This is a genomic window from Halorhodospira halophila SL1 (genome assembly GCF_000015585.1).
GTDB classification, from domain to species: domain Bacteria; phylum Pseudomonadota; class Gammaproteobacteria; order Nitrococcales; family Halorhodospiraceae; genus Halorhodospira; species Halorhodospira halophila.
Window position 1 is genome coordinate 2480377 of the sequence record NC_008789.1, and the last position, 21382, is coordinate 2501758.

Sequence of the window (21382 nt, forward strand, 5' to 3'; positions counted from 1 at the left end):
CTGCCTGTCCGCTCTCGTTCATCCGTCTCATCGTCATCGACTAGGAGGGCTGCCCCTGCAGCGCCTCGACGATCCGCCGCGCCACGCTCCGCGCCCGCCCGCCGGTCGTCTCCACCACCACGTCGGCCACCTCCCGGTAGAGCGGATCCCGCTCGGCGAGCAGGCTCTGCAGCCGCGCCTCGGGGTCGTCACTCTGCAGGAGCGGACGGTTGGTGTCGTGGCGGGTGCGCTGCAGCTGCACCGATACCGGCGTGTACAGGTAGACCACCACCCCCCGCGCGCCCAGCAGGTCACGGTTGGCCGGCGTCGTGACCGCACCGCCGCCGGTGGCCACCACGACGCCGTCCCGGCCCGTCAGCTCGTCGATCACTGCCGCTTCGCGGGCCCGGAACCCGGCCTCGCCCTCGATATCGAAGATCCACGGGATGCTCACCCCGGTGCGCGCCTCGATGGCGGCATCGCTATCGATGAACTCCAGACCCAGCAGGTTGGCCAGCTCGCGCCCTACAGTGCTCTTGCCTGCCCCCATGGGGCCGACCAGAAAGATCCGCGACGGTGTTCTCCAGTGTGCCATGACGGCACTTTACCACCACCGACACGGGGCTCGGTATGGCAGAGTAGGCGGCCATGGATCCGCAACAAACGCGCCAAGGCCGTCAGCACATCCTCTTCGACGCCGACCGCATATCGACCCCGGACGCCGAACTCTTCGAGCCGGACGCCCTGGCGCGTTCCGGCCGCATCGCCGGGCGGCCGGGCGGCGGCCGCGGCAGCGCCTGTTTCCTTCAGGTCGGCGGGATCCCGGCGGTCCTGCGGCCCTACCGCCGCGGCGGACTCCTCGGCCCGCTGCTCGGCGACTGCTATGCCCGGGGCCGCCTCCACGCCTCGCGCCCCTGGCGCGAATGGTGGCTGCTCGCCCAACTCCACGAGGAGGGCTTCCCGGTGCCCGCCCCCCTGGCCGCCCGCGTGCGGCCGGCGGGGCCGTGTTACCGCGCCGAGATCCTCATCGAGCGACTGCCCGCCGACACCCTGACCGAGGTCCTGCGCCGCGGACCGTTACCCGCCGAGCGCTGGTACGCCATCGGCGCCTGCATCGGTCGACTGCACCGGCGCGGCCTGGATCACGCCGACCTGAACGCCCACAACATCCTGCTTACCGCCGACGGCACCATCCATGTCATCGACCTGGATCGGGCTTGCCTGCGCCCGCACGGCGGCCACTGGACGCGCCGCAACCTCGCCCGCCTGCAGCGCAGCCTGACCAAGATCGCGCGCAGCGACGACGCCGTGGAGCCGGTGCCGGAAAACCACCTGGCCGCCCTGCGTCAGGGCTGGCACAAAGCGCTTGAGGAGTCCGCCTAGCGATGCCCCGTGATCCTTCCACACCGCCCGACTCGGTCTGCCTGCTGCGCCTGTCGGCGATCGGCGACTGCAGCCACGTGGTCCCCGTCGTACAGACCCTCCGTCAGCACTGGCCGGAGACCGCGATCACCTGGGTGATCGGCAAGACCGAATACCGCCTGTTCGGCGACCTGCCGGGGGTGGAGTTCATCGTCGTCGACAAGGGCGACGGGCTGTTCGGCGCCGTGCCGAAACTCCGCCGGGACCTGGCCGACCGCCGTTTCGACCTGCTGCTGCACATGCAGGCGTCGTGGCGGGCCAACCTGCTCTCCACGGCCATCCGCGCCGACACCCGCATCGGCTTCGATCGCCCCCGCGCCCGCAACGGGCAGCGGTGGTTCACCCACCGCGCGATCGCCGGGCCGGCCCGGGTCCACGTCCTCGACGGCTTCTTCCAGTTCCTTGAGGCGGCCGGCCTGCAGGCGCGCACCCTACGCTGGGACCTCCCGGTGCCCGCCGAGGCCGAAGCCGAGGTGGCGGGACGGCTCCCCGACCAGCCGTTCCTGACCATCAGCCCGTGCAGCTCGATCCGCGCCCGCAACTACCGCAACTGGTCGGCCAGCCAGTACGCAGCGGTGGCCGAGTACGCTTATCAGGAGCACGGCCTGGCGCTGGTCTTGACCGGCGGCCCCACGGCGCTGGAACGGGAGTACGCCGACGCCATCACCGCCCTGACCAGCGCACCGGTGGTCGATCTGGTCGGCGCCACCTCGCTGAAAGGGCTGCTAGCCGTCCTGCAACGCGCCAGCGCCTTCGTCGGCCCCGATTCCGGGCCGCTCCACCTGGCCAATGCCAGCGGGGTGCCGGTGGTCGGGCTCTACGCCACGTCGAACCCGCAGCGCACGGGCCCCTACCTGAACCTGGACTACGTCGCCAACCGCTACCCGGAGGCACTCAAGGCGGAGCTCGGCCAACCGGTGGAAGCGGTCCGCTGGGGACGCCGGGTGCGCGACCCCGAGGCCATGGACTGGATCACCGTGGCCGATGTGGCCGCGCGGCTGGACGCGGCGCTGGCCGACCGCGGCGCATCCGGTCGGTCCGCCGCGGCAGGCAGCTAGCCGCGGCTGCGAATGCGCGCGATCAGGTCCGTGGTCGATGCGCCGGCGAGCAGGGGCAGGACCTCCACCGAGCCGCCGGCGGCGACCACGACGTCGTGGCCGGCGATCTGCTCGGGCTGATAGTCCCCACCCTTGACCAGCCGGTCCGGCAACACCGCCTCGATCAGCCGCGCCGGGGTGTCCTCGCTGAACGGCACCACCCAATCCACCGTGTCCAGGGCGGCAAGCACCGCCATGCGCTGCGCCAGGGGCGTGACCGGCCGTTCCGCCCCCTTAAGCCGCGCCACCGAGGCATCGTCGTTGACCGCCACCACCAGCCGCTCGCCGCGCCGGCGGGCCCGCTGCAGGTAGTCGACATGACCGGCGTGGAGCAGGTCGAAGCAGCCGTTGGTCATGACGATCCGTTCGCCCGCCGCACGGGCCTGGCGCACCGCTGCCAACAGGCCCGGCTCGTCCACCACCCCGGAACCCGCTGCCGGGGCCGGGCCACCGCCCAGCGCCGCCTCCAGCTCTGCCGGGGTGACCGTGGCGGTCCCCAGCTTGCCCACCACGACTCCGGCGGCCACGTTGGCCAGAGCCGACGCATCGGCCAGATCCACCCCGGCGCCCAGGGCAGCGGCGAGCGTGGCGATCACCGTATCGCCGGCACCCGTGACATCGAAGACCTCTCGGGCCCGGGTCGGCAGATGCACCGCCACCCCCTCCCGCGGGGCGAGGGTCATCCCAGCCTCGCCCCGGGTCACCAGCAACGCCTCCAGCTCCAGATCGGCCGCCAGTTGCCTCGCCCGCTTGGCGATCTCATCGCCATCGGCGCACGGCCCGACCACTGCCTCGAACTCCGCCAGGTTGGGCGTCAGCAGGCTGGCACCGCGGTAGCGACGGTAGTCCGCCCCCTTGGGGTCGACCAGCACCGGCCGCCCGGCTCGGCGGGCGGCCTCGATCAACCCGGCCGGATCGGGGAGCGCCCCCTTGGCGTAGTCGGAGAGGACCAGCACCGCGGCATCGGCCAGGGCGGGCTCGAGCAGGGCCAGCATGGCGGCGTGGTCGAACCCCGGGAAGCCGCGTTCGAAGTCGAGGCGGATCAGCTGCTGGTGTCGACTGATCACCCGCAGCTTGGTGATGGTGTCAGCGCCGGCGATGCGGTGGAATCGCTGGCCAACACCAGCAGCCTCGAGCAGCTCCGCCAGCCGGTCGGCTGCCTCGTCGCTGCCGGTCGGGCCCACCACCTGCGCCTCGCCACCGAGGGCGGCCACATTGAGCGCGACATTCGCAGCACCGCCCGGACGCTCCTCGGCGCCATCGACCCGCACCACCGGGACCGGGGCTTCCGGTGAGATGCGCTGGGTCGCCCCATGCCAGTAACGGTCGAGCATCAGATCGCCGGCGACGACGACCCGGACATCGCGGAAACCGGGCAGCGGGGGAGTCATGGGTGAGCGGGCATCCTGTCGGTGTACAGGTCGGGGATTATAGCCGCGCCGGCCCAGCCGACAGAAGCCGGGGCGCCGAGGTGTCAGGCGCAGCGCGTGTCCGTATCATGGGGAGTCCGTCACCCCACCGGAGGGCCCGCGGATGTTCCAGACACCCGAGCCGACTGCCGAACTGACCCTCTCCACCCCGGCACTGCTCTTCCCCGCCATCTCGCTGCTGCTGCTCGCCTACACCAACCGCTTCATGGGGCTGGCCTCCCTGATCCGCGACCTGGAGTCGAAGTACCGGTCCACCCACGACGTCTGCCTGCGCACCCAGATCGAGAACCTGCGCAAACGGGTCCTGTTGATCCGCAACATGCAGGTCGCCGGGGTGGCCAGCCTGTTCTTCTGCGTGCTGTGCATGCTGGTCCTGTTCGTCGGATCGATGCTCCTGGGCAAGGTCCTGTTCACCATCAGCCTGTTGCTGATGCTGGCCTCGCTGGGGCTGTCCCTGCGCGAGCTGCAGATCTCGGTGGGCGCACTGCACGTCCAGCTCCGGGATCTGGAGAACCGCCACGAGGAAGAGGGCCGTTGACGACCCGGGTGTGGCGCGTCAGTCGCCCACCGAATGGTAGGCCGGAATGGCCTCCTGCTGGATGAACAGCACGGCGGAACGGTGACGACTGGCCGGCGCATCGAGGTGGGCGTAAAACTCGGAGTGCAGCCGGCCGGCGGGGTGGAGATGGAGTTCGGCGCCGACGACGAAGGCTAGGGCACGGCGCCAGGCCACCGCGTGCTCGGCCCCGCCCGCCCCATCGAGCACGGACAGCGCATGCCCGACGGTGCGCAGTGTGGCCCCGGGGGCACGCTCGACCACCGCCTCGTGGATCAGTCCCACCACCAGGCTCTCGCGCGCGTCGCTCCCGGCAGGACTGGCGTGCAGGAGGGTACCCGCCCATCCCTGGGGGACCATGGCCGGCCCCATCCCCCGGGCCAGGTCGCGCAGATACGCCTCGTGGGCCTCGGGGAAGTCGGCCACGGCGCCGATCAGCCACACCCCGAGGAGATCGCCGAGCAGGTCCGGCCCCTCGCCAGACCCGGTGCCCGAGCGGCCCTTTAGGCTGACGCAGGTGGCTCCCAGGGCTGCGGTGGCATTCTCGTGGTGCAGGAACGGGGTGCCGGAGCGGTCCAGGCCGCGTTCAATGAGCAGCACCGGCGCCTCGAAGCGGTCCTGCTCCAGCAGGCCGAGCAGGGTGGCCAGGGCCACCGCCGGCTCCTCGTGCACCAGATCGACCACCGGCACCGATTCCCGGGAGCGCGGCGCACCGACCCGCACCGCCTCGCGGTAACCGGTCTCGCCGGCCCACGCCCAGAGCTGGGTGCGAAGCAGCTGGATGCGATTGGGGGGCGGTGTCTCTTGACTCACGAGGCAGACCCGGGTGGACTGTTGGTAATAGCCTACGTTGTGCCGTCGTCGGTTACAATCGGCAGTACGGTTAACAGCCAAGCGGGAGAGCATGGTGCCCGACCCCCAGACCCACGAACGCACAGATCTGGTGCAGCCGAATGCGGCAAACCGCTACGAGGTCACTGCCAAGGACCTGCCGGTCTGCTGCCCGTTGCCCGGCATGTATCTGTGGAACTCCCACCCGCGGGTCTACCTGCCCGTCCACGAGACCGGCAGCATGATCTGTCCCTATTGCGGTGCCACCTACGTCCTCAAGGATGACGACCGGCTCGCCGTCGAGATCGGCGGTCATCGGGAGTGGAAATAGGCCGACCGGCCTGGCAGCCCGGTAGCGGGCGGAGTGCACGATGCAAGCGGAAGACTTCGAGGAGTTCGGGCGTTCCGACGCCTGGTATCTCGTCTATAGCAAGCCACGCCAGGAGGAGCGGGCGTGGTGGAATCTGGACCACCAGGGGTTCCGCTGTTTCCTGCCTATGGCGCGGTTCCGGCGGCGGCGTCAGCGCCGCTATCAGACGGTCATCGAGCCGATGTTCCCGCGTTATCTGTTCATCCGCCTGGCCGCGGGGCTCGAGGACTGGAGCCCGATCCGCTCCACCACCGGCGTCAGCGGGCTGGTGCGCTTCGGCACCTGGCCGGCCCGCGTGCCGGACGGGCTGGTGGATACCATCCGGGCGCGCATCGAGGACGGTCACTGCGACCTGGCCCCCGAACCGCTGCAGCCGGGCGAGCGGGTCCGCGTCCTCGATGGCCCGTTCCAGTCCTACGAGGGGATCTTCCGCGCCTCTCGCAGCGACGAGCGCGTCATGATCCTGCTCGACGTCGCCGGGCAGCACACCACCCTGACCGTCTCGCAGCACCAGATCGAGCGCGCCTGAGCCGTCAGTCCTCGGCGGCGGGGATCTGCCCGCGCATCCGCCCCCAGGCCATCCCCAGGTACTCGTGGAAGGCGCGCTTGGTCATGTGCAGGGCGTGCACCGAGGGACGCACCCCGTGGCCCGGGTGCGTCCCGGCATCGGGCTCGTGGGCCCGCACGCGGTGCCGCGTAGGGGCCGGGATCGGCTCCAGCTCCTGCCCCCGGAACAGCCCCATGGCCCGCGGCATGTGCGAGGCCTCGGTCACCAGGATGATCGTGCCGGCATCGTCGGTCAGCCGCTCAGCCACCGCCTGGGCCTCCTCGGCGGTATTGCGCGGTTCCGCCAGGCGCTCGACGGCGCCGGCATCGAGGCCCACCTCGCCCATCAGTCGGTAGAGGACTTCGGAATTGGGGGTATCGCCCCGGACCGCGCCGCCGGTCAGCCATAGGGTGCTGTCGGGGAAGTGGCGCTGCAGGCGGACCCCTTCGAGGACGCGGGTCACGCCGTCGGCGTTGGCCTGGGCGGTAATGGGCAGCTGCGGGTCGAGCCGATGGCCGTGGCCGAGGACCACGATGTCGGTCACCGGCCCCTGCGTCTCGGCCACCCCGGCCGGGTCGAGCAGCGCCGGGTAGCGCTGCTCCAGCGGGGCCAGCAAACGGCTGGCGGTGGGCTCCCAACTGGCCAGGTAGAGGGCCACCACGGTGCCGATCAGCACCCCCCGGCCCCAGCGCCAGTAGCGGGTCAAGAGCAGGATCACGCCGAGGATACCGGCCAGCACCAGCAGGCTCAGCGGCATCAGCACGGCACCGGCCAGTTTGCTGATCACGAACACGTCTCGACCCTCCCTGTCCCGGAAATCGGGATTCAGACCATCTCCACCGGATCCACGTCAAGCGACCAGCGAACCTGTCGGGCCCCCTCCAGGCTGCCGAGCCCACCGCTCCACGCCACCAGGAAGCGCTGCAGGTCGATGCGCCGCTCGGCACGGACCATCAGCTGCGCCCGGTGGCGACCTTCCCGCCGCTCCATGGGGGCCGGCACCGGGCCGAGCAGCTCCACCCCGCCCCCCTTCCCGAGCCGGCTTCGACCATACTGCGCCGCCGACTCAAGGAACAGATAGGGGGCGTCGGCGTGCACCGACTCGGCGCGCAACAGGGCCAGCGCCGCATAGGGCGGCAGTCCGGCCGCCTGGCGCTCGGCCAGGTGCGCCTCGGCAAAGGCCGGATAGCCGCGCTCCAGCAGCGTGCGCAACATCGGGTGCTCCGGGTGGCGCGTCTGCAGTAACACCTCGCCGGGCTGCTCCCCACGCCCGGCACGCCCGGCCACCTGCACGACCAGCTGGGCCAACCGCTCGGTGGCCCGGAAGTCCGCACCGAACAGCCCCTGATCGACGTCGATCACCGCCACCAGGGTGACCGCCGGCAGGTGGTGCCCCTTGGCGAGCATCTGCGTGCCGATGAGCAGTTGCGCGTCGCCGCGGTGCGCCGCCGCCAGCTGGGCCTCTAACGCTCCGCGGCGGCGGGTGGTATCCCGATCAATCCGCAGCTGGCCCACCCCGGGGAAGAGCTCGGCGAGCGCCTCCTCAAGGCGTTCCGTCCCCGGCCCCAAGGGACGCAGGTCGGCCTCGCCGCACTCCGGACAGGCCGCGGGCACGCGCGCGGTATGGCCGCAGTGGTGGCAGCGCAGCTGGGCGCGGCTGCGGTGGTAGGTCAGCCGCGCATCGCAGCGGTGGCACCCGGCGACCCAGCCACAGGCGTGGCAGATCAGCACCGGGGCGTATCCGCGCCGGTTGAGGAACAACAGGACCTGCGACCCGGCATCCAGGTGCCGGCGCACCGCCTCCTGCAGCGGTGCCGAAATGCCGCCGACGAGGCGGCGGCTGCGGATGTCGACCAGCTGCACACTCGGAGCGCGGGCCAGCCCCGCCCGATGGGGCAGGCGCAGATGGGTATACCGAGCGCCGCGGGCATTGTGCAGCGACTCCAGCGACGGGGTCGCAGAGCCGAGTACCACCGGCACATCCAGGGTGCGAGCCCGCAGCACGGCCAGATCCCGCGCCGAATAGCGGAAGCCGTCCTGCTGGGCCAGCGAAGGGTCGTGCTCCTCGTCGACCACGATCAGTCCCGGACGGGGCAGCGGGGTGAAGATCGCCGAGCGGGTCCCCAGGATCACCGCCGCGTCGCCGTCTCGGGCCGCCAGCCAGGCCTCGGCACGGTCGGTGCCGGACAGCCCGGAATGGAGCACAACCACCGAGCCGCTCAGGCGCTCGCGCAGACGCTCCAGGAACTGCGGGGCCAGGCCGATCTCGGGCACCAGGATGAGCACCTGCCGCCCCGCCGCCAGGGCCCGAGCGGCCGTCTGCAGATAGACCTCGGTCTTGCCGCTGCCGGTCACGCCCTCAAGCAGGAAGGCCGCGTAGCCGTCGGCGGCGAGCATGCACTCCAGGGCCTGCTGTTGGTCGGCGTCGAGCTCCGGCCCGGGGCGCGGCGTCCGGTCCGCGCTGCCCTCGGCCTGGGCCGGGTGATACTCGCGGTGGAGCAGACCGGCCTGCTCAAGGAGGCGGCCGGCCCGCTGCCAGGCCGGCTGCTCCGCCACCAGCAACGCGTATGGCGCCGCGCCCCCCGATGCCAGCAGTCGGCGGCGCAGCTCTGCCTGCCGCGGCGCCCGGCGCACCGCACGATCGTCCTCGTGCAGCCGCGCGTCCAGGCGCCACCAGGCCACGGCCCTTCGGGCCGGCCGGCCCTGACGCAGTGGGCCCGGCAGCGCGGTAGCCAGGGCTGTGCCCAGCGGATAGCGGTAGTAGCGCGCCGCCCAGGTGAGCGTCTCCAGCAGTTCCGTATCGAGCAGCGGCTGCTCATCCACCCAGGCGCTGGCGGCGCGCAAGCGCGATGCCGGTAGATCCGAGCTGTGGCGAACCGCCACCACAATACCCACCGCGCGGCTGCGGCCCAGGGGGACCTCGACCCGGCACCCCACCGGTTCAGCCGGCCAGGCGCCGGGGGGTGGTCGATAGTCCAGCGCCTCTTGCAGGGGACGGGGCACCGCCACCTGAAGGATGGGCGGCGCGCCCGCCCCTTGGGGGTGACCGCCCTGGGGAGGCACGCTAGAGTCGTCAGCCATGGAGCCGGAAACCGCCATCACCGAATTGCAGGCCGCCGTCGAGCCGATCCTCCACGCCCACCCGCAGGGCATCACCGAGATGGCGCTGATGGATCGGTTGGCCGAGGCCGGGCACCCGCTCTTCACCCAGGGCGAACGCGGCCAGCCGGCTGCCCTCTACCGGGCCCACTTCCTTCTGTTCCACGCCCTTTACCGCCTGCGCGCGGCATTGGCCGAGGCCGGACTGGGGCTGGAGATCCACTGCCTGTGCATCCGCCTGCGCCGCCTGCCGGGGCAGGCGTCCACCGGTGGCGAGCTGATCGACGGCGACCCCCTGGCCGCCTTCTACCTCGATCCGACGAACCTGGAGGGCATGGACAACGCCGCCGTCGAACGGCTGATCGCCGACGGGCTGTGCCGAACCCTGGGCGCGGGGGATCGGGATGCGGACCTGGCCGAGTTGGGGCTCTCGCCCGGCGCCCGACCGAGCGAGATCCGGCGCCGCTACCGCCGCCTGGCCATGCGCCACCACCCGGACCGCGGCGGCGATACCGCCACCCTGCAGCGGATCAACGACGCTTACCAGCGCCTGATGGCCCGCTGACCCGCCCCGCGCGGTCCGGCCCATCCAGTCAGCCCCGCGCCGTGGGCCGCAGACGCCCGCGCCCGCGGTCCGGCACCATGCGGCCGAAGTAGAGGAAGCCCAGGGCGAGCCAGGCCAGGGTGATGACCGCGGCCAGGATCAGCACCGGAACCGGCCCGAACTGGTAGATCAAGGGCAGCGACGCAGCGGTGAACAACCCACCGCCGACGATGGGCTCAAAGAGCAGCTGCTTGTAGCCGAAGCTCTCCAGGGCGCCGGAGCGGTTATTGGGGTCGGCCATGCGCATGAGCAGCACGCCGGTGACCGTCACGCCCATCGATTGACCGAAGTCCCCCACACCACGCTCGAACCAGTCGAAGGGGATGACCCGCGGGGCGATCACCACCAGCACGAACAGCGACCAGGCGATCCCCGTGGCGGCGAGCAGCAGGAAAGGCACCAGGTGCTCACCCAGGGCGGTCAGCGACAGGGTGGCCAGGGCGGCCACGATGGTGAAATCCAGTGCCGTGCCGGAGATCCGCGACATGGTCCGTTCCGATACGTACTCGGCGTAGCCGGCCCGGGTGATGAGCACCTGGAGCAATACGCCGCCGAGCATGGCCATGGGGAACAGCGGCACGTGCTGGAGGATCTCGACACCGCCGTCCCGGGCCCAGGTCACCGCCTCGAACCACTGCAGGGCCGAGAGCATGCCCCACCCCAGGACGACCGCCAGGGCCACCAGGCCGAGGTGGACGGTGAGCGGATCGGTGGTCTGACTCTCCTGCTGGCGGTCGCGGCGCAGCACGTAGAGCTCGCGCTCGCTGAAGCGATCCTGGTCGCCACCCGGCCCGTGACCGTTCTCCGGGTTGTCGATAATCCCCCGGCGCACCGCCAGGTTGATCAGGATGGTACCGACCACGACGCCACCGACCAGACCCACCGTGGCCAGCCCCAGGGCCAGGTCCGCACCGGCGGCGAAGCCCAGATCCTCAAAGGTCCCGGCCATCCCGGCGGCCGTGCCGTGGCCACCTTCGAAGCCGATCTCGATCAACGCGCCGGCCATGGGGCTGAGACCGAAGACCGGCGTCAACACCAACAGCGCCAGCAGGATACCGACCACGTACTGCCCCCACGCCATGGTCTGCCCGACCACCACCTGGGGACCGGCCCGCAGCCAGATCTCGCGCACCCCGGGCAACGGCTTGCCGAGAAACAGTGCGGCGAAGACCACGCTGATCAGCAGGCCGGGGATGGCCGACCAGGTCTGATAGACGTAGTCCGGGAAGAGGCCCGCCCCGTCCTCGAACGGGCTGTCCATGAAACGGCCCAGCACCTCCGGGCCCAGCAGCAGCCCCGCGGCACCGGCGATGATCGAGGCGGGCAGGAACAGCCTCCGCGCCCAGAGTGTGTAAGCCCGCAGCACCGCGCTGGCCAGGACCAGCAGGCAGAGCAGCAGGATGGCGAGCAGGATCTCGGCAACGGCCATCGTGAGTCACCCCCGTTTGACACGACCCCGCATCCTACGAGGGCCGCGCCCCTCAGGGCCAGAGGGAGAGGCCCTTAGGTACCGGCGGCGAACTGCTCCATCGCCCAGGCGACCCGCTCCTCGGGCGTATGGTGCCGGCGCTCCAGGGCTTCGACGGCGCGCAGACGGGGCAGCAGCCCGCAACCGTTGGCGATCTGCACCGACAGGCCAGGGCGGGCGTTGAGTTCCAGCAGCTGCGGGCCACGATCACGGTCCAGGACCAGGTCGGCCCCCAGGTAACCGAGGCCGCTCATCTCCTGACACCGGGCGGCCAGCTCCAGCAGCGAGCGCCAGTCGGGGATATCGATGGCGTCCAGCGTGACCCCGGTGTCCGGGTGCTGATAGACCCGCTGGTCGTACTGCACCGCGTGGGCGCAGCGGCCGGTGGCGATATCCAGCCCGACCCCCACCGCCCCCTGGTGGAGATTGGCCTTGCCCTGGGAGTCCCGCGTGGAGAGACGCAGCATGGCCATCACCGGATAGCCGAGGAAGACCAAGACCCGGATGTCCGGGATGCCCTCGTAGGAGAGGGCCTCGAAGCGCGGGTCGAGGCGGATGCGGTCCTCAAACACCGCCGCATCCGGCATGCCGGCCAGCGAGTGCAGACCGGCCAGGGTGTTGGAGACGTGGCGCTGCAGGTCCTGCAGGGTCAATTCGCGCTCGCCGCTGGTGAGAAAGCGGTCACCGCGGCGGCCGGTCACCACCAGGATGCCCTTGCCACCGGCCCCCTTGGCCGGCTTGATGACGAACTCGTCGACCCCTTCGAGACGCTGGGCCAGATCGCGCACCTCGTGCTGATGGCGGATGGTGAAGCGCAGCGATGGCGTGCCGACCTGGTGCTCCTCCGCCAACAGCTTGGTACGCAGCTTGTCGTCGACCAGGGGGTAGAGCCGGCGGTCATTGTACTGGCCGATGTAGTGGACGTTGCGCCGGTTCATCCCCAGGATCCCGGCCTGCCGCAGGCGCCGGGCGGTACGCCAGTACCGGCGGAGGATCATCCCGAGGCCTCCCGGAAGGCACTAAAGCGCTTGAGCTCCACCAGCCGGTACCCGGTGTACTGCCCCATGAGCATGATCAGCGCCACCACCACCAGGTTGAGTTCGGGGAAGTTGAAGGTCAGATGCTCGGCCAGCGGGCGGCTCATGAGCAGGTACGCGGCCAGTGCCACCACCAGGCTCCCGGTGCCCTGAGTGAGCACCTCGCGGGCCCCCTCCTCCTCCCAGAGGATGGACATGCGCTCGATGGTCCAGGCGATGATGATGATCGGGAAGAACGCCAGGGTCATGCCGGTGGCAAAGCCGAGCTGATAGCCGAGCAGACTCAACAGGCCGATCATGAAGACCACGATCACGATGACCGTGGCGATGCGCGCAACCAGCAGCAGGTTCAGCCGCGATAGGTAGCCGCGCAGCAGCAGGCCCAGGGCGACGATGCCGACGAAGCTGATCAGCCCGGCGACCAACTCCGTCTGCAGGAAGGCCAGAGCGATCAGCACCGGCATGAATGTCCCCGAGGTGCGGATACCGACGATGATGCGCAGGAAGACCGTCACCAGGGCGCCCAAAGGCAGCAGGAGCAGGAGCTTGAACGCGGTCTGCTGCTCGATGGGCAGCTGATGCACGCTGAGCACGCTCATCACCCCGGACGCCTCCTCCATCTGCGCCAGCTGTTCCGCCGGCACACTCTGGCGGTTCATGGAGAAAGCCACCCGGGCGTTCTGTCCGCCGAACAGGTCGATGAGCGAGGCCCCGCCGCGGTGCCAGAGCAGAACGTCGTCGTCGACCCCCTGCTGCCCCGTGGTCAGATCGAACGGCAGCCAGTGGTCGTCGACGAAGATTTCCACGAGCTGCACCGGCGTCTGGTTGCGCCGCCCATCCTCCAACTCCAGGGCCAGCGAGGTCCGCGCCGGCACGCCGGCGTCGTGGAGCAGCCGCTCGATCACCTCGGCGCGGTCATAGTTATCCAGCAGCAGGTCGGCGGCGCCGTCCCGGCCGGTGCCGAAGGCGTAGATCAGCTGGCGCGCCAGGCTCTGCGGGCTGGCGGAGGTCTCCCGGGCACGCTCGAGGATCTGCTCGGCGGCGGTCTCCTCCGCCCCGGACCAATTGGGCGAGGCCGGCTCACCGGGCGGCTCTTCCAGCGGCCGGTCGCGGTGGTCGGAGCCGTCGGGCGTCGCGTGCACCTTGTAGTAGAGCGTCTGCTCGCCCTCGGCCTCGGCGATCGTCCACTCGCCGCGGACCACGCCGTCCTGCTCCACGGTGGAGAAGCCGTAACCGGGGGATGCGGTGTGCTCGAGCGAGAGCTCGAACCCCGGGGGACGATCGGGCACGTTGAAGCTGACCAGCACGGAGTCGCCCTGGGCCTCGAAGTCGATCCGCGCTTCGACCAGCCAGACCGGCTTCTGGGCACCGGGCACGAAGGGCACGCCGGTGTCGATGTAGCGCCACGCAGCGGTGGCGGTCCCCACGATGATCAGCAGCGCCACCAGCGCGAAGAAGACCCTACGGGCAGTCACAACCGCACCCCTCGAGTCCCTCACGCCGCGGCGGACCGCCCGGCCCGCCTACTCGTCCTCGCCGTCATCCTCGTTCTCCCCCGCCTCGTCATCGTCACCGTTCTCGTCCCCGTCGTCGTCTTCGGTCTCCTCGTCGTCCTCGTCCTCGTCCTCCGGAATCTCCTCGACATGGTCATCGGCGTCGATGGCGTCGAGGTCGTCGTCATCCGGGGTCATGGGCTCGGTGGCGCGCTCCAGGCCGACATCCACCACGGCCACGTCGCGCAGCACATCGCGCCCGATCAGCACCGGAAAGGTCAGGTGGCTGCGGTCGGTCAGGGTGAATTCGGCCACCTCGGAGAACTCACCGATGGTCACGTGCAGTTCCACCACCGGCCGAGATTCCTCCCCGGAGGCCTGGACGATGCTGGCGCTGCGCACCTTGGGACGCTCGATGGCGATCCGGCCATCGCCCTCCGGGTGGATCATCTCGAAGCGAACCCAGGGGTCGCCGTCGCGTTCGAACTCTTCGATCTCGCGGGCATCCACGGAGGAGGTCGAGGCACCAGTATCGATCCGGGCATCGAAGAGCAGCCCGGGCGGATCCAGCTGGAGCTCCTCAATCTCGCCGAAGACGAGCATGCCGTCGGCACTGAGCTCCTGATCGGACTGGAGCTGGTCGTCGGGACAGCTCGGCTCCGGGCAGTCCGACTCGCCCAGATCAACGGGGCGCAGCGGCACCAGCCAGCGGTTCGCCGTCTGTGCCTCCATGGCACCGGCGATCCGCGCCAGCTGCGCCTCGCGCGCTACTCGTTGGGACTGCTCGTGGGCGTCGGCCAGGGCCTCCAGACGCTCATCCACGCCGTCGAAACGCTGTTCGAAGCGCTCCGTCTCAGCTTCTTCGATGAGCAGGTAATCCGGGGCCGCACAGCCGGCAGTGAGCAGCAGACCACCCGCCGCCAGGATGGCGGCGCGCGGCGAATTCATCACGGCCATACCCTTCGGACCTCTTGGGTTGCGGTTTCGTTCCCGAGCTCGTCGCACGCCTCGCAGAGGATCCGGGCAATCGCTGAGACCGCTTCCGGATCGCAGGTCGGACACTTGCGGCGCACCACCACACCGGCATTCCAGGCGGCGTCGCGCCAGCGTTCGCTCTCCGCGGCGGCGGGAAGGTCCGCAGGCAGGTCTTGAAGGAACAGCTTCTGCTCGATCGCCTCGGCGCGAAGCTCGGCGGCGATCAGCTGCTTGCGAAGCTCGTGGTTGTCATCCGCCAGATCGCGGGGCGGATGCAGCTTGAGGTGACGCCGCAGGGCCCGGAGCGGGGCGATGACCTCTCGATCCCACTCCTGGCCCCGGCGAATGGCACCTTCTGCACTGGAGACACCGAGCCGCCCCCGCCCCTCCAGGCCGCTCCAGACGGCGGCCAGGAGGAGCGATATGGACAGCCCGTAACGGGCCTGGAGCTTGAGGCATGCGGCCTCAACGCCCGGCCTGGCGTAGATATCCTCGGCGAAGCGCCAAAGCCGCTCGGACTCATCCAACAACCCGTTGCCTCCAGCAGACCGGCCCAGGGCCGGCTTACATACCCTTCACAGTCTGAACCATCTCGGAGACCACCTTCTGGGCGTCGCCGAAGACCATGCGGGTATTGTCGCGGAAGAACAGCTTGTTCTCCACACCGGAGAAGCCGGCCCCGCGGCCACGCTTGACCACCAAGACCTGGTCGGCGTAGTCCACGTTGAGGATCGGCATGCCGTAGATGGCACTGCCCTCGTCCTCGCGGGCGGCCGGGTTGACCACGTCGTTGGCACCGATGATCAGCACCACGTCCGTGTCCTCGAACTCCTCGTTGATCTCGTCCATGTCGTAGATCATGTCGTAGGGCACGCCGGCCTCGGCGAGGAGCACGTTCATGTGACCCGGCATGCGGCCGGCCACCGGGTGGATGGCGAACTTCACGTCCACGTCGTGCTTCTGCAGCAGCTCGACCATCTCCCAGAGTTTGTGCTGGGCCTGCGCCACGGCCAGACCGTAACCCGGCACGATGATCACGCGGTCGGCGTAGCCCATCATGTAGGCGCCGTCGGCGGGCCCGACCTCCTTCATCTCGCCCTCGGTCTCCGACTCGGCGGCAGCCGGGGCAGCACCGAAGCCGCTGAACAGGATGTTCATCAGCGAACGGTTCATGGCCTTGGCCATGAGGACGGTCAGCAGCATGCCCGCAGCACCCACCACCGTACCGGCGATGATCAGCGCCAGGTTGCCCAGGACGTAGCCCTTGAAGCCCACGGCCAGGCCAGTGAGGGCGTTGAACAGGGAGATGACCACGGGCATGTCGGCACCGCCGATGGGCACGGTGATAAAGATGCCCAGCGCCAGCGCGGCGATGAAGAAGAGCAGGATCGGGAAGCCGGATCCGGTGTGGAACACCCAGATCGCCAGCAGCAGGGTCGCTGCGGCCAGGGCCACGTTCCACCACTGGTGGTTCTCGACCAGGGTCGACTTCTTCAGCCGGTCATCCAGCTTGGCCCAGGCGATCATCGAGCCGGAGAAGGCCACCGAACCGATCACCGCACCGAGCAGGCCGAGCACAGCCGCATCGGAGCCCATGGCCGCAGCCACCGAGCCCTCGTCGGCGCGGGCGCCCTGGAGCAGAGAGACCGCGGCGATGGCACCGGCGGAGCCGCCACCGAGGCCGTTGTAGACCGCCACCATCTGCGGCATCTCGGTCATCTGCACCTTGAGCGCCGTGTACCAGGCGAAGGCGCCACCGAGGACGATGGCGATGAGGATCAGGGAGAGGTTCTCCATCCCCACGCTCGGGTGGGCGAAGGTGGCCACCGTGGCCACGACCATGCCGACCCCGGCCCACATCACGCCCTTGCGCGCCGTCACCGGCGAGCTCATGGCCTTGAGGCCGAAGATGAACAGGACGGAGGCGACGAAGTAACTGAGTTGGACTACGACACTCATGTTCAGCCGTCCTCCTTCTTGCTGCTCTTGAACATGTCGAGCATCCGCTCGGTGACGACGTAGCCGCCGACGGCGTTGGCGGCGCCGAGCAGCACGGCGACAAAGCCGATGGCCTGCTCCAGCGGCGTCTCAGCGACACCGAGAGCGACCATGGCACCGACGACGACGATACCGTGGATGAAGTTCGAACCGGACATCAGCGGCGTATGCAGGATGACCGGCACCCGGGTGATGACCTCGTAACCAGCCACCGCCGCGAGCATGAAGACGTACAGTGCGACGAGCCCGCCGACCTCGATCATGACTTACCTCCTTCCAGGCGCTCCCGGGTGGCCCCGTGGCGAACCTGGCCGTCGTGGGTCAGACAGGTATCCGCGATCACCTGGTCGTCCCAGTTCAGAGTCAGGTCCCCCTCCTCGACCATCAGCGTGAGCAGGTTGTACAGGTTCTTGCTGTACATCTCGCTGGTGTGGACGGCGACGCTGGCGGGGAGATTCTTCGGGCCGACCACCAGGACGCCGTTGTGGGTGACGTCCTTACCGGCCTTGGTGACCTCGCAGTTGCCACCGGTCTCGGCGGCCATGTCGACAATCACCGTACCACCGCCCATGCGCTCGACCGTCGCCTTGTCGATGATCTTCGGCGCCGGCCGACCGGGGATGGCCGCCGTGGTCACCACCACGTGGGCGTTGGCGATATGGTTGGCCAGCACCTCGGCCTGCTGCTGCTGCTCCTCGGCGGTCAGCTCACGGGCGTACCCGCCCTCACCGACGGCCGAAACGCCGGTATCGATGAACTTGGCGCCGAGCGACTCCACCTGCTCCTTGGTCTCGGGGCGCACATCGTAGCCCTCGACCTGGGCACCCAGGCGGCGGCAGGTGGCGATGGCCTGCAGGCCGGCCACACCGGCGCCGACGACCACAGCCTTGGCCGGGCGGATGGTACCAGCCGCGGTGGTCAACATGGGGAAGAAGCGCGGGGAGCGCTCGGCGGCGATGAGCGCGGCCTTATAACCGGCGGCAGCCGCCTGGGAGGAGAGGGCGTCGATGGACTGGGCGCGGGTGATCCGCGGCACCAGCTCCATGGCGAAGGAGGTCACCTTGCGCTTGCACAGCGTCTGGATCCGCTCGTCGCCTTCGTGGGGCGTCAGGAAGCTGATGACCACCGCCCCTTCCTTCAGCTGGCCGGTCTCCTTGACGCTCAGCGGCTGCACGCTGAGCAGGACATCGGCCTCCTTGAGCAACTCGTCGCGCGACTGGACGATGCGAACACCGCCGGCTTCATAATCGGCATCATCGAACCCGGCGCCCTCACCGGCTCCCGTCTCCAGGAGCAGCTCTACGCCGAGTTTGCCGAACTGCTTCAGGACCCCAGGGACGAGCGCGACACGCCGCTCGCCGGGCCGGGTCTCCTTCGGCACGGCAACCTTGATGGCCATGGTTTGATCCCCCGTTTGCGGCAGTTGTTAGCCGTTAGTTGGTCCGTGACGACTGCCCGGGCAGGCCTGAAGCCCGACCCGGATCACGGCGCACGGGTATCGCCGCGCGCCCAGCCGAACGGGCAGATGCTAGCGAATCGGCCCCGGGGTGTGAAGCGGCGCCGCGGTGCGGCAAAACCGCAACCCCGTTCGCAGACTGTTGTCAAGAGGCGTGCCAACCGGCTATAAGTGGGCAAGCCCTAGCCTGACACCGGGGGGTGGGCAATGCTCGAACATCGCATATTACGCACCGACATATCCGGCATGCCGCTGGAGTGGGTCGGCTTCGAAGAGGCGGTCCGCTACTACTACCTCGGCCAGGTGGCCTACGCCTGCGGTAGCACCCTTTATCGGGTCCGGGGCGGGTACAACTCGGCCACCGGACGACGATCGTTCGTCGACCTGAACTCGATCATCGCCACCGAGGGAACCCGACAGGCATCGCTCAAGGGTCGTCCGGGCTACACGCCGCCCCTGAACAACCCGACCCTCTTCCGCCGCGACGCCCACCTCTGCCTCTACTGCGGCCGCCGCTTCCGCACCTCCGACCTCTCTCGCGATCACGTCACCCCGGTCAGCCGCGGTGGTGCCAACACCTGGAACAACGTGGTCACCGCCTGCAAGCGCTGCAATAACCAAAAGAGCGACCGGACTCCGGAGGCGGCGGGCATGGAGCTGCTCGCGGTGCCCTTCACCCCGACCCACGCGGAGTACGTCTACCTGCAGGGCCGGCGGATCCTCGCCGACCAGATGGAGTTCCTGAAGTCGCACTTTCCCCGCCGCAGCCCGCTGCGGGTGCGCGAGCCCTAGCCCGCCCACCCGGACTCCGCCGGTTCAGTCCTGCTGATCGATGCGCCGGCGCTCCTCGTAGAGCAGGTAGTCCTGCAACCTTGGCAGCCGGTGCTCGTCGCCGATGGCGCGCTCACCACCGATGACATGACCGGCACCGGGGTGGCCGGCGGGGCTGCGATCGGTGAGCCAGTCCCAGGTCATCTGCCCCGGGTAGATCAACCCGACCTCAGTCCACTCCACGTCGGCATCGTCCAGATCGCCCTCCGTGTGCGTGGCCACGATGTCGGCCTCCGGCGCATCCGCCGCTTCCTCGGCCAGGGCGAGCGTCTGCGGCAGTGAGACCCGGTGCCAGCGCTGGCCCACGCCCTCGTGAACGGCAAAGGCCACGTCGTAGACCCCGCCCGGCTCCAGGGTGTGGCTATCGGTGGGCTCCGGCGCCTCGAGCGAGCGGGTCAGGCGCACCCGCCAGGCACCGTCCTCATAGCCGCCAGCGGCGCGGATCGCCCCACGGCTCCCATCGGGCTCCTGCAGGAAGCGCTGGGGCAGGACGTCGCCGTCCTCCCAGTGGTGGTCCGGATCGAAGTCGGTGGCGTGCCCCTCGCTCAGGTAGTAGAGATCGTCCTGGTCATAGGCACCATCCAGTAGCCGGTCGCGCTCCAGGGCCCGGAAGCCCGCCTCGTCCGGGTCGTACATCCAACGGGGCTGATCGGCCTCGTCGTCCCAGTTGTCGGTGAACATCCCCCGCCCCTCGGAGCTGTGGCGGTACTCCAGGACGTAGCCGTTGTCGGCGTAGCCCAGCGGGTGGGAACGGTGGGCGCGCCACTGCCAGAGGTCGAGGAACTCGCCCCGCTCGCGCATGGCCTCGAGCTCGGCCTCATCACGCACGTCCTGCCAGTCCGCGCCACCGTTGTCCCCGTCCTCCCGCGATTGGGGGATGTACTTGCGCACGTCCGAGCGCCCCAGGGTCTCGCCCAGGTGGGGATGGGCCTCGACCTCCTCGGACTCGGCGGCCCCGGTGAGCCCGCGCATGCCCTCGTGGGCGGTCATGAAGCCGCCGTAGCGATCGAGCCCCAGATCCCCATCGTCGAGGAGCATGGAGATGCGATCCTCGTAGAGGCCGTGCTCATCGGGCTCCGGGCCGCCACTGCCGTATTGCACCCACTCGCCGCCGGTCCCGCGCCCCTCCACCTCGTAGATCCAGTATTGGTGGTACCAGGACGGGGCCTCGGTGGCGAACTCGTAACGGATCTGGATCTCGTCATCGTTGTAGACGGCGCCCACGCGCAGGGTGCGCTCGAGTTCACCGCGCGGCGGGATGTAGACATTCCGTCCCGGGTCCGATGCCAGGGGCTGCTCCGGGTCCAGGCGGACGTCCAGCAGCGCCGAGGCCGCCCGCCAGAGCCGGACGCTGTCGAACAGTCCGCCCTCCAGGTCCACATGGGCGAGTCCGGCGCTGCGGTACAGGTGCGCATCCGGGGCAGCGGCCTCCAGCGCCTCACTGTGGGAGAAGGGCACCACCGGGTCGTTGGTGCCGTGGATCAGCAGCAACTCCGGGTGGTAGTCCGACCAGTCGTGGCGGGAGGGATCCAGCTCGTCCAGCGCCTCGCGGTACGCCGCGGGGATCTCCGCCAGGTCGTCATCGAAGGCCTCCGGGTCGTCGTTGACCAGCAGATCCACCAGGGCGGCTGCCTCCTCGCCCAGCGCCGCCCGTTCGGCGGTGATATCTGCCTCGGGATCGTCCAGGCGGCGTTCGGCGATGCGCTGCATCCACTCCCGGTCGTCCTCGTCCACCCGGGCCGCCAGCGCCTGCAGGAGGACCCAGCGGCTTTCCGGGCGGGGCTCCGGGTCGTCCCGGGCATCCGCCAGCGGGTCATGACCGGTGGTCACGTAGCGCAGCCACGCCTCGATGTCGTAATAGCCGCCAATCAGGGCGACGAACTCGACCCGCCGACGCAATTCGTCATCGGCGGTGGCGAGCAGCACCGGGCCGCTCATCAGGCTCAGGGTGCTGACCCCCAGGGGCAGACCGCGGCTCGCCTCCCGGTTGGCCATATGGCGCACCGCATCAGCCACGTCGTCGCGATTCTCCGGCCCCCAGCGCAGCTCACGGAGCTCCTCTACCTCGGGCACCAGGACCCGGTAACCGACCCGGGTCAGGCTCTCGGCCATCTCCACCAGTCGGCGATCGTCCTTGCCCTGCTCGGTCAGCCCGTGGATCAGCACCAGGTTCCCGCGGGCCTCGCCGT

General features: G+C 69.8%; 21 protein-coding genes. 7 read left to right on the forward strand and 14 right to left on the reverse strand.

Translation table 11 applies throughout. From position 1 onward, the window contains the following. Positions 1-40: 40 nt before the first annotated feature. Entirely contained in the window at positions 41-574 is a 534-nt protein-coding gene (gene aroK / locus HHAL_RS13615) for a shikimate kinase AroK (protein WP_011815044.1), read from the reverse strand. Between the two features lie 53 nt (positions 575-627). On the opposite strand from aroK, the gene HHAL_RS11415 reads away from it, so the two are divergent. After that, positions 628-1362 carry a 3-deoxy-D-manno-octulosonic acid kinase gene (locus HHAL_RS11415; protein WP_011815045.1) on the forward strand — a complete coding sequence of 245 codons (735 nt, stop codon included), beginning with the start codon at positions 628-630 and terminating at the stop codon, positions 1360-1362. 2 nt (positions 1363-1364) lie between these two features. After that, positions 1365-2459, forward strand: coding sequence for a glycosyltransferase family 9 protein (locus HHAL_RS11420; protein ID WP_011815046.1), 1095 nt, complete (start codon positions 1365-1367; stop codon positions 2457-2459). On the opposite strand, the gene hldE is transcribed toward HHAL_RS11420, so the two are convergent. After that, a complete protein-coding gene (gene hldE, locus HHAL_RS11425) occupies positions 2456-3889 on the reverse strand; it encodes a bifunctional D-glycero-beta-D-manno-heptose-7-phosphate kinase/D-glycero-beta-D-manno-heptose 1-phosphate adenylyltransferase HldE (protein WP_011815047.1) in 1434 nt (477 codons plus the stop codon). The genes HHAL_RS11420 and hldE overlap by 4 nt on opposite strands. 142 nt (positions 3890-4031) lie before the next feature. Here hldE and HHAL_RS11430 point away from each other — a divergent pair, with 142 nt between their 5' ends. After that, the gene (locus HHAL_RS11430) at positions 4032-4466 is read left to right on the forward strand and encodes a DUF2721 domain-containing protein (protein ID WP_011815048.1); all 435 of its coding nucleotides are present in this window, start codon (positions 4032-4034) and stop codon (positions 4464-4466) included. Between the two features lie 18 nt (positions 4467-4484). Here the strand turns inward: HHAL_RS11430 and HHAL_RS11435 are convergent, their stop codons facing one another. Further along, a complete protein-coding gene (locus HHAL_RS11435) occupies positions 4485-5297 on the reverse strand; it encodes a hypothetical protein (protein ID WP_041595188.1) in 813 nt (270 codons plus the stop codon). A 91-nt stretch (positions 5298-5388) separates the two neighbouring features. Between HHAL_RS11435 and HHAL_RS11440 the strand changes: the two genes are divergently transcribed. Together HHAL_RS11440 and rfaH are read left to right on the forward strand one after the other, a co-directional pair. Continuing rightward, positions 5389-5646: a zinc-finger domain-containing protein gene (locus tag HHAL_RS11440; RefSeq protein WP_187147862.1), complete on the forward strand. Its 258-nt coding sequence runs from the start codon at positions 5389-5391 to the stop codon at positions 5644-5646. A 40-nt stretch (positions 5647-5686) separates the two neighbouring features. Continuing rightward, complete coding sequence (gene rfaH / locus HHAL_RS11445) at positions 5687-6214, forward strand: transcription/translation regulatory transformer protein RfaH (RefSeq protein ID WP_011815051.1); 528 nt, start codon at positions 5687-5689, stop codon at positions 6212-6214. Between the two features lie 4 nt (positions 6215-6218). Here rfaH and HHAL_RS11450 read toward each other — a convergent pair whose 3' ends face one another. Continuing rightward, entirely contained in the window at positions 6219-7025 is an 807-nt protein-coding gene (locus HHAL_RS11450; RefSeq protein WP_011815052.1) for an ElyC/SanA/YdcF family protein, read from the reverse strand. 32 nt (positions 7026-7057) lie between these two features. Further along, positions 7058-9313, reverse strand: a complete 2256-nt coding sequence (locus tag HHAL_RS11455; protein ID WP_049751713.1) for a primosomal protein N' — start codon at positions 9311-9313, stop codon at positions 7058-7060. Between HHAL_RS11455 and HHAL_RS11460 the strand changes: the two genes are divergently transcribed. Continuing rightward, positions 9312-9896 carry a DNA-J related domain-containing protein gene (locus tag HHAL_RS11460; RefSeq protein WP_011815054.1) on the forward strand — a complete coding sequence of 195 codons (585 nt, stop codon included), beginning with the start codon at positions 9312-9314 and terminating at the stop codon, positions 9894-9896. The genes HHAL_RS11455 and HHAL_RS11460 overlap by 2 nt on opposite strands. Before the next feature lie 28 nt (positions 9897-9924). Here the strand turns inward: HHAL_RS11460 and HHAL_RS11465 are convergent, their stop codons facing one another. The 8 genes from HHAL_RS11465 to HHAL_RS11500 all read right to left on the reverse strand — a co-directional run bounded on the left by HHAL_RS11465 (position 9925) and on the right by HHAL_RS11500 (position 18305). Further along, complete coding sequence (locus HHAL_RS11465) at positions 9925-11364, reverse strand: sodium/glutamate symporter (RefSeq protein ID WP_011815055.1); 1440 nt, start codon at positions 11362-11364, stop codon at positions 9925-9927. 74 nt (positions 11365-11438) lie between these two features. Then, entirely contained in the window at positions 11439-12401 is a 963-nt protein-coding gene (locus tag HHAL_RS11470) for an alpha-L-glutamate ligase-like protein (protein ID WP_011815056.1), read from the reverse strand. Further along, a complete protein-coding gene (locus HHAL_RS11475; protein ID WP_011815057.1) occupies positions 12398-13915 on the reverse strand; it encodes an inactive transglutaminase family protein in 1518 nt (505 codons plus the stop codon). The genes HHAL_RS11470 and HHAL_RS11475 overlap by 4 nt, the downstream gene beginning before the upstream one ends. A gap of 48 nt (positions 13916-13963) precedes the next feature. Then, positions 13964-14890: an ATP-dependent zinc protease family protein gene (locus HHAL_RS12795; RefSeq protein WP_011815058.1), complete on the reverse strand. Its 927-nt coding sequence runs from the start codon at positions 14888-14890 to the stop codon at positions 13964-13966. Next, on the reverse strand, positions 14881-15435 hold the full coding sequence (locus HHAL_RS11485) for a TIGR02444 family protein (RefSeq protein ID WP_144446144.1): 555 nt from the start codon (positions 15433-15435) through the stop codon (positions 14881-14883). The genes HHAL_RS12795 and HHAL_RS11485 overlap by 10 nt, the downstream gene beginning before the upstream one ends. A gap of 37 nt (positions 15436-15472) precedes the next feature. Then, positions 15473-16867, reverse strand: coding sequence for an NAD(P)(+) transhydrogenase (Re/Si-specific) subunit beta (locus HHAL_RS11490; protein WP_011815060.1), 1395 nt, complete (start codon positions 16865-16867; stop codon positions 15473-15475). A gap of 2 nt (positions 16868-16869) precedes the next feature. Beyond that, positions 16870-17169 carry an NAD(P) transhydrogenase subunit alpha part 2 gene (locus HHAL_RS11495; protein ID WP_011815061.1) on the reverse strand — a complete coding sequence of 100 codons (300 nt, stop codon included), beginning with the start codon at positions 17167-17169 and terminating at the stop codon, positions 16870-16872. Beyond that, positions 17166-18305, reverse strand: coding sequence for a Re/Si-specific NAD(P)(+) transhydrogenase subunit alpha (locus HHAL_RS11500; RefSeq protein WP_011815062.1), 1140 nt, complete (start codon positions 18303-18305; stop codon positions 17166-17168). Before HHAL_RS11500 ends, HHAL_RS11495 begins: the two co-directional genes overlap by 4 nt. A 264-nt stretch (positions 18306-18569) precedes the next feature. Between HHAL_RS11500 and HHAL_RS11505 the strand changes: the two genes are divergently transcribed. Next, a complete protein-coding gene (locus tag HHAL_RS11505) occupies positions 18570-19154 on the forward strand; it encodes an HNH endonuclease (RefSeq protein WP_011815063.1) in 585 nt (194 codons plus the stop codon). A 24-nt stretch (positions 19155-19178) separates the two neighbouring features. Here the strand turns inward: HHAL_RS11505 and HHAL_RS11510 are convergent, their stop codons facing one another. After that, positions 19179-20516, reverse strand: coding sequence for an ethylbenzene dehydrogenase-related protein (locus tag HHAL_RS11510; RefSeq protein WP_041595697.1), 1338 nt, complete (start codon positions 20514-20516; stop codon positions 19179-19181). Positions 20517-21382 lie beyond the last annotated feature (866 nt).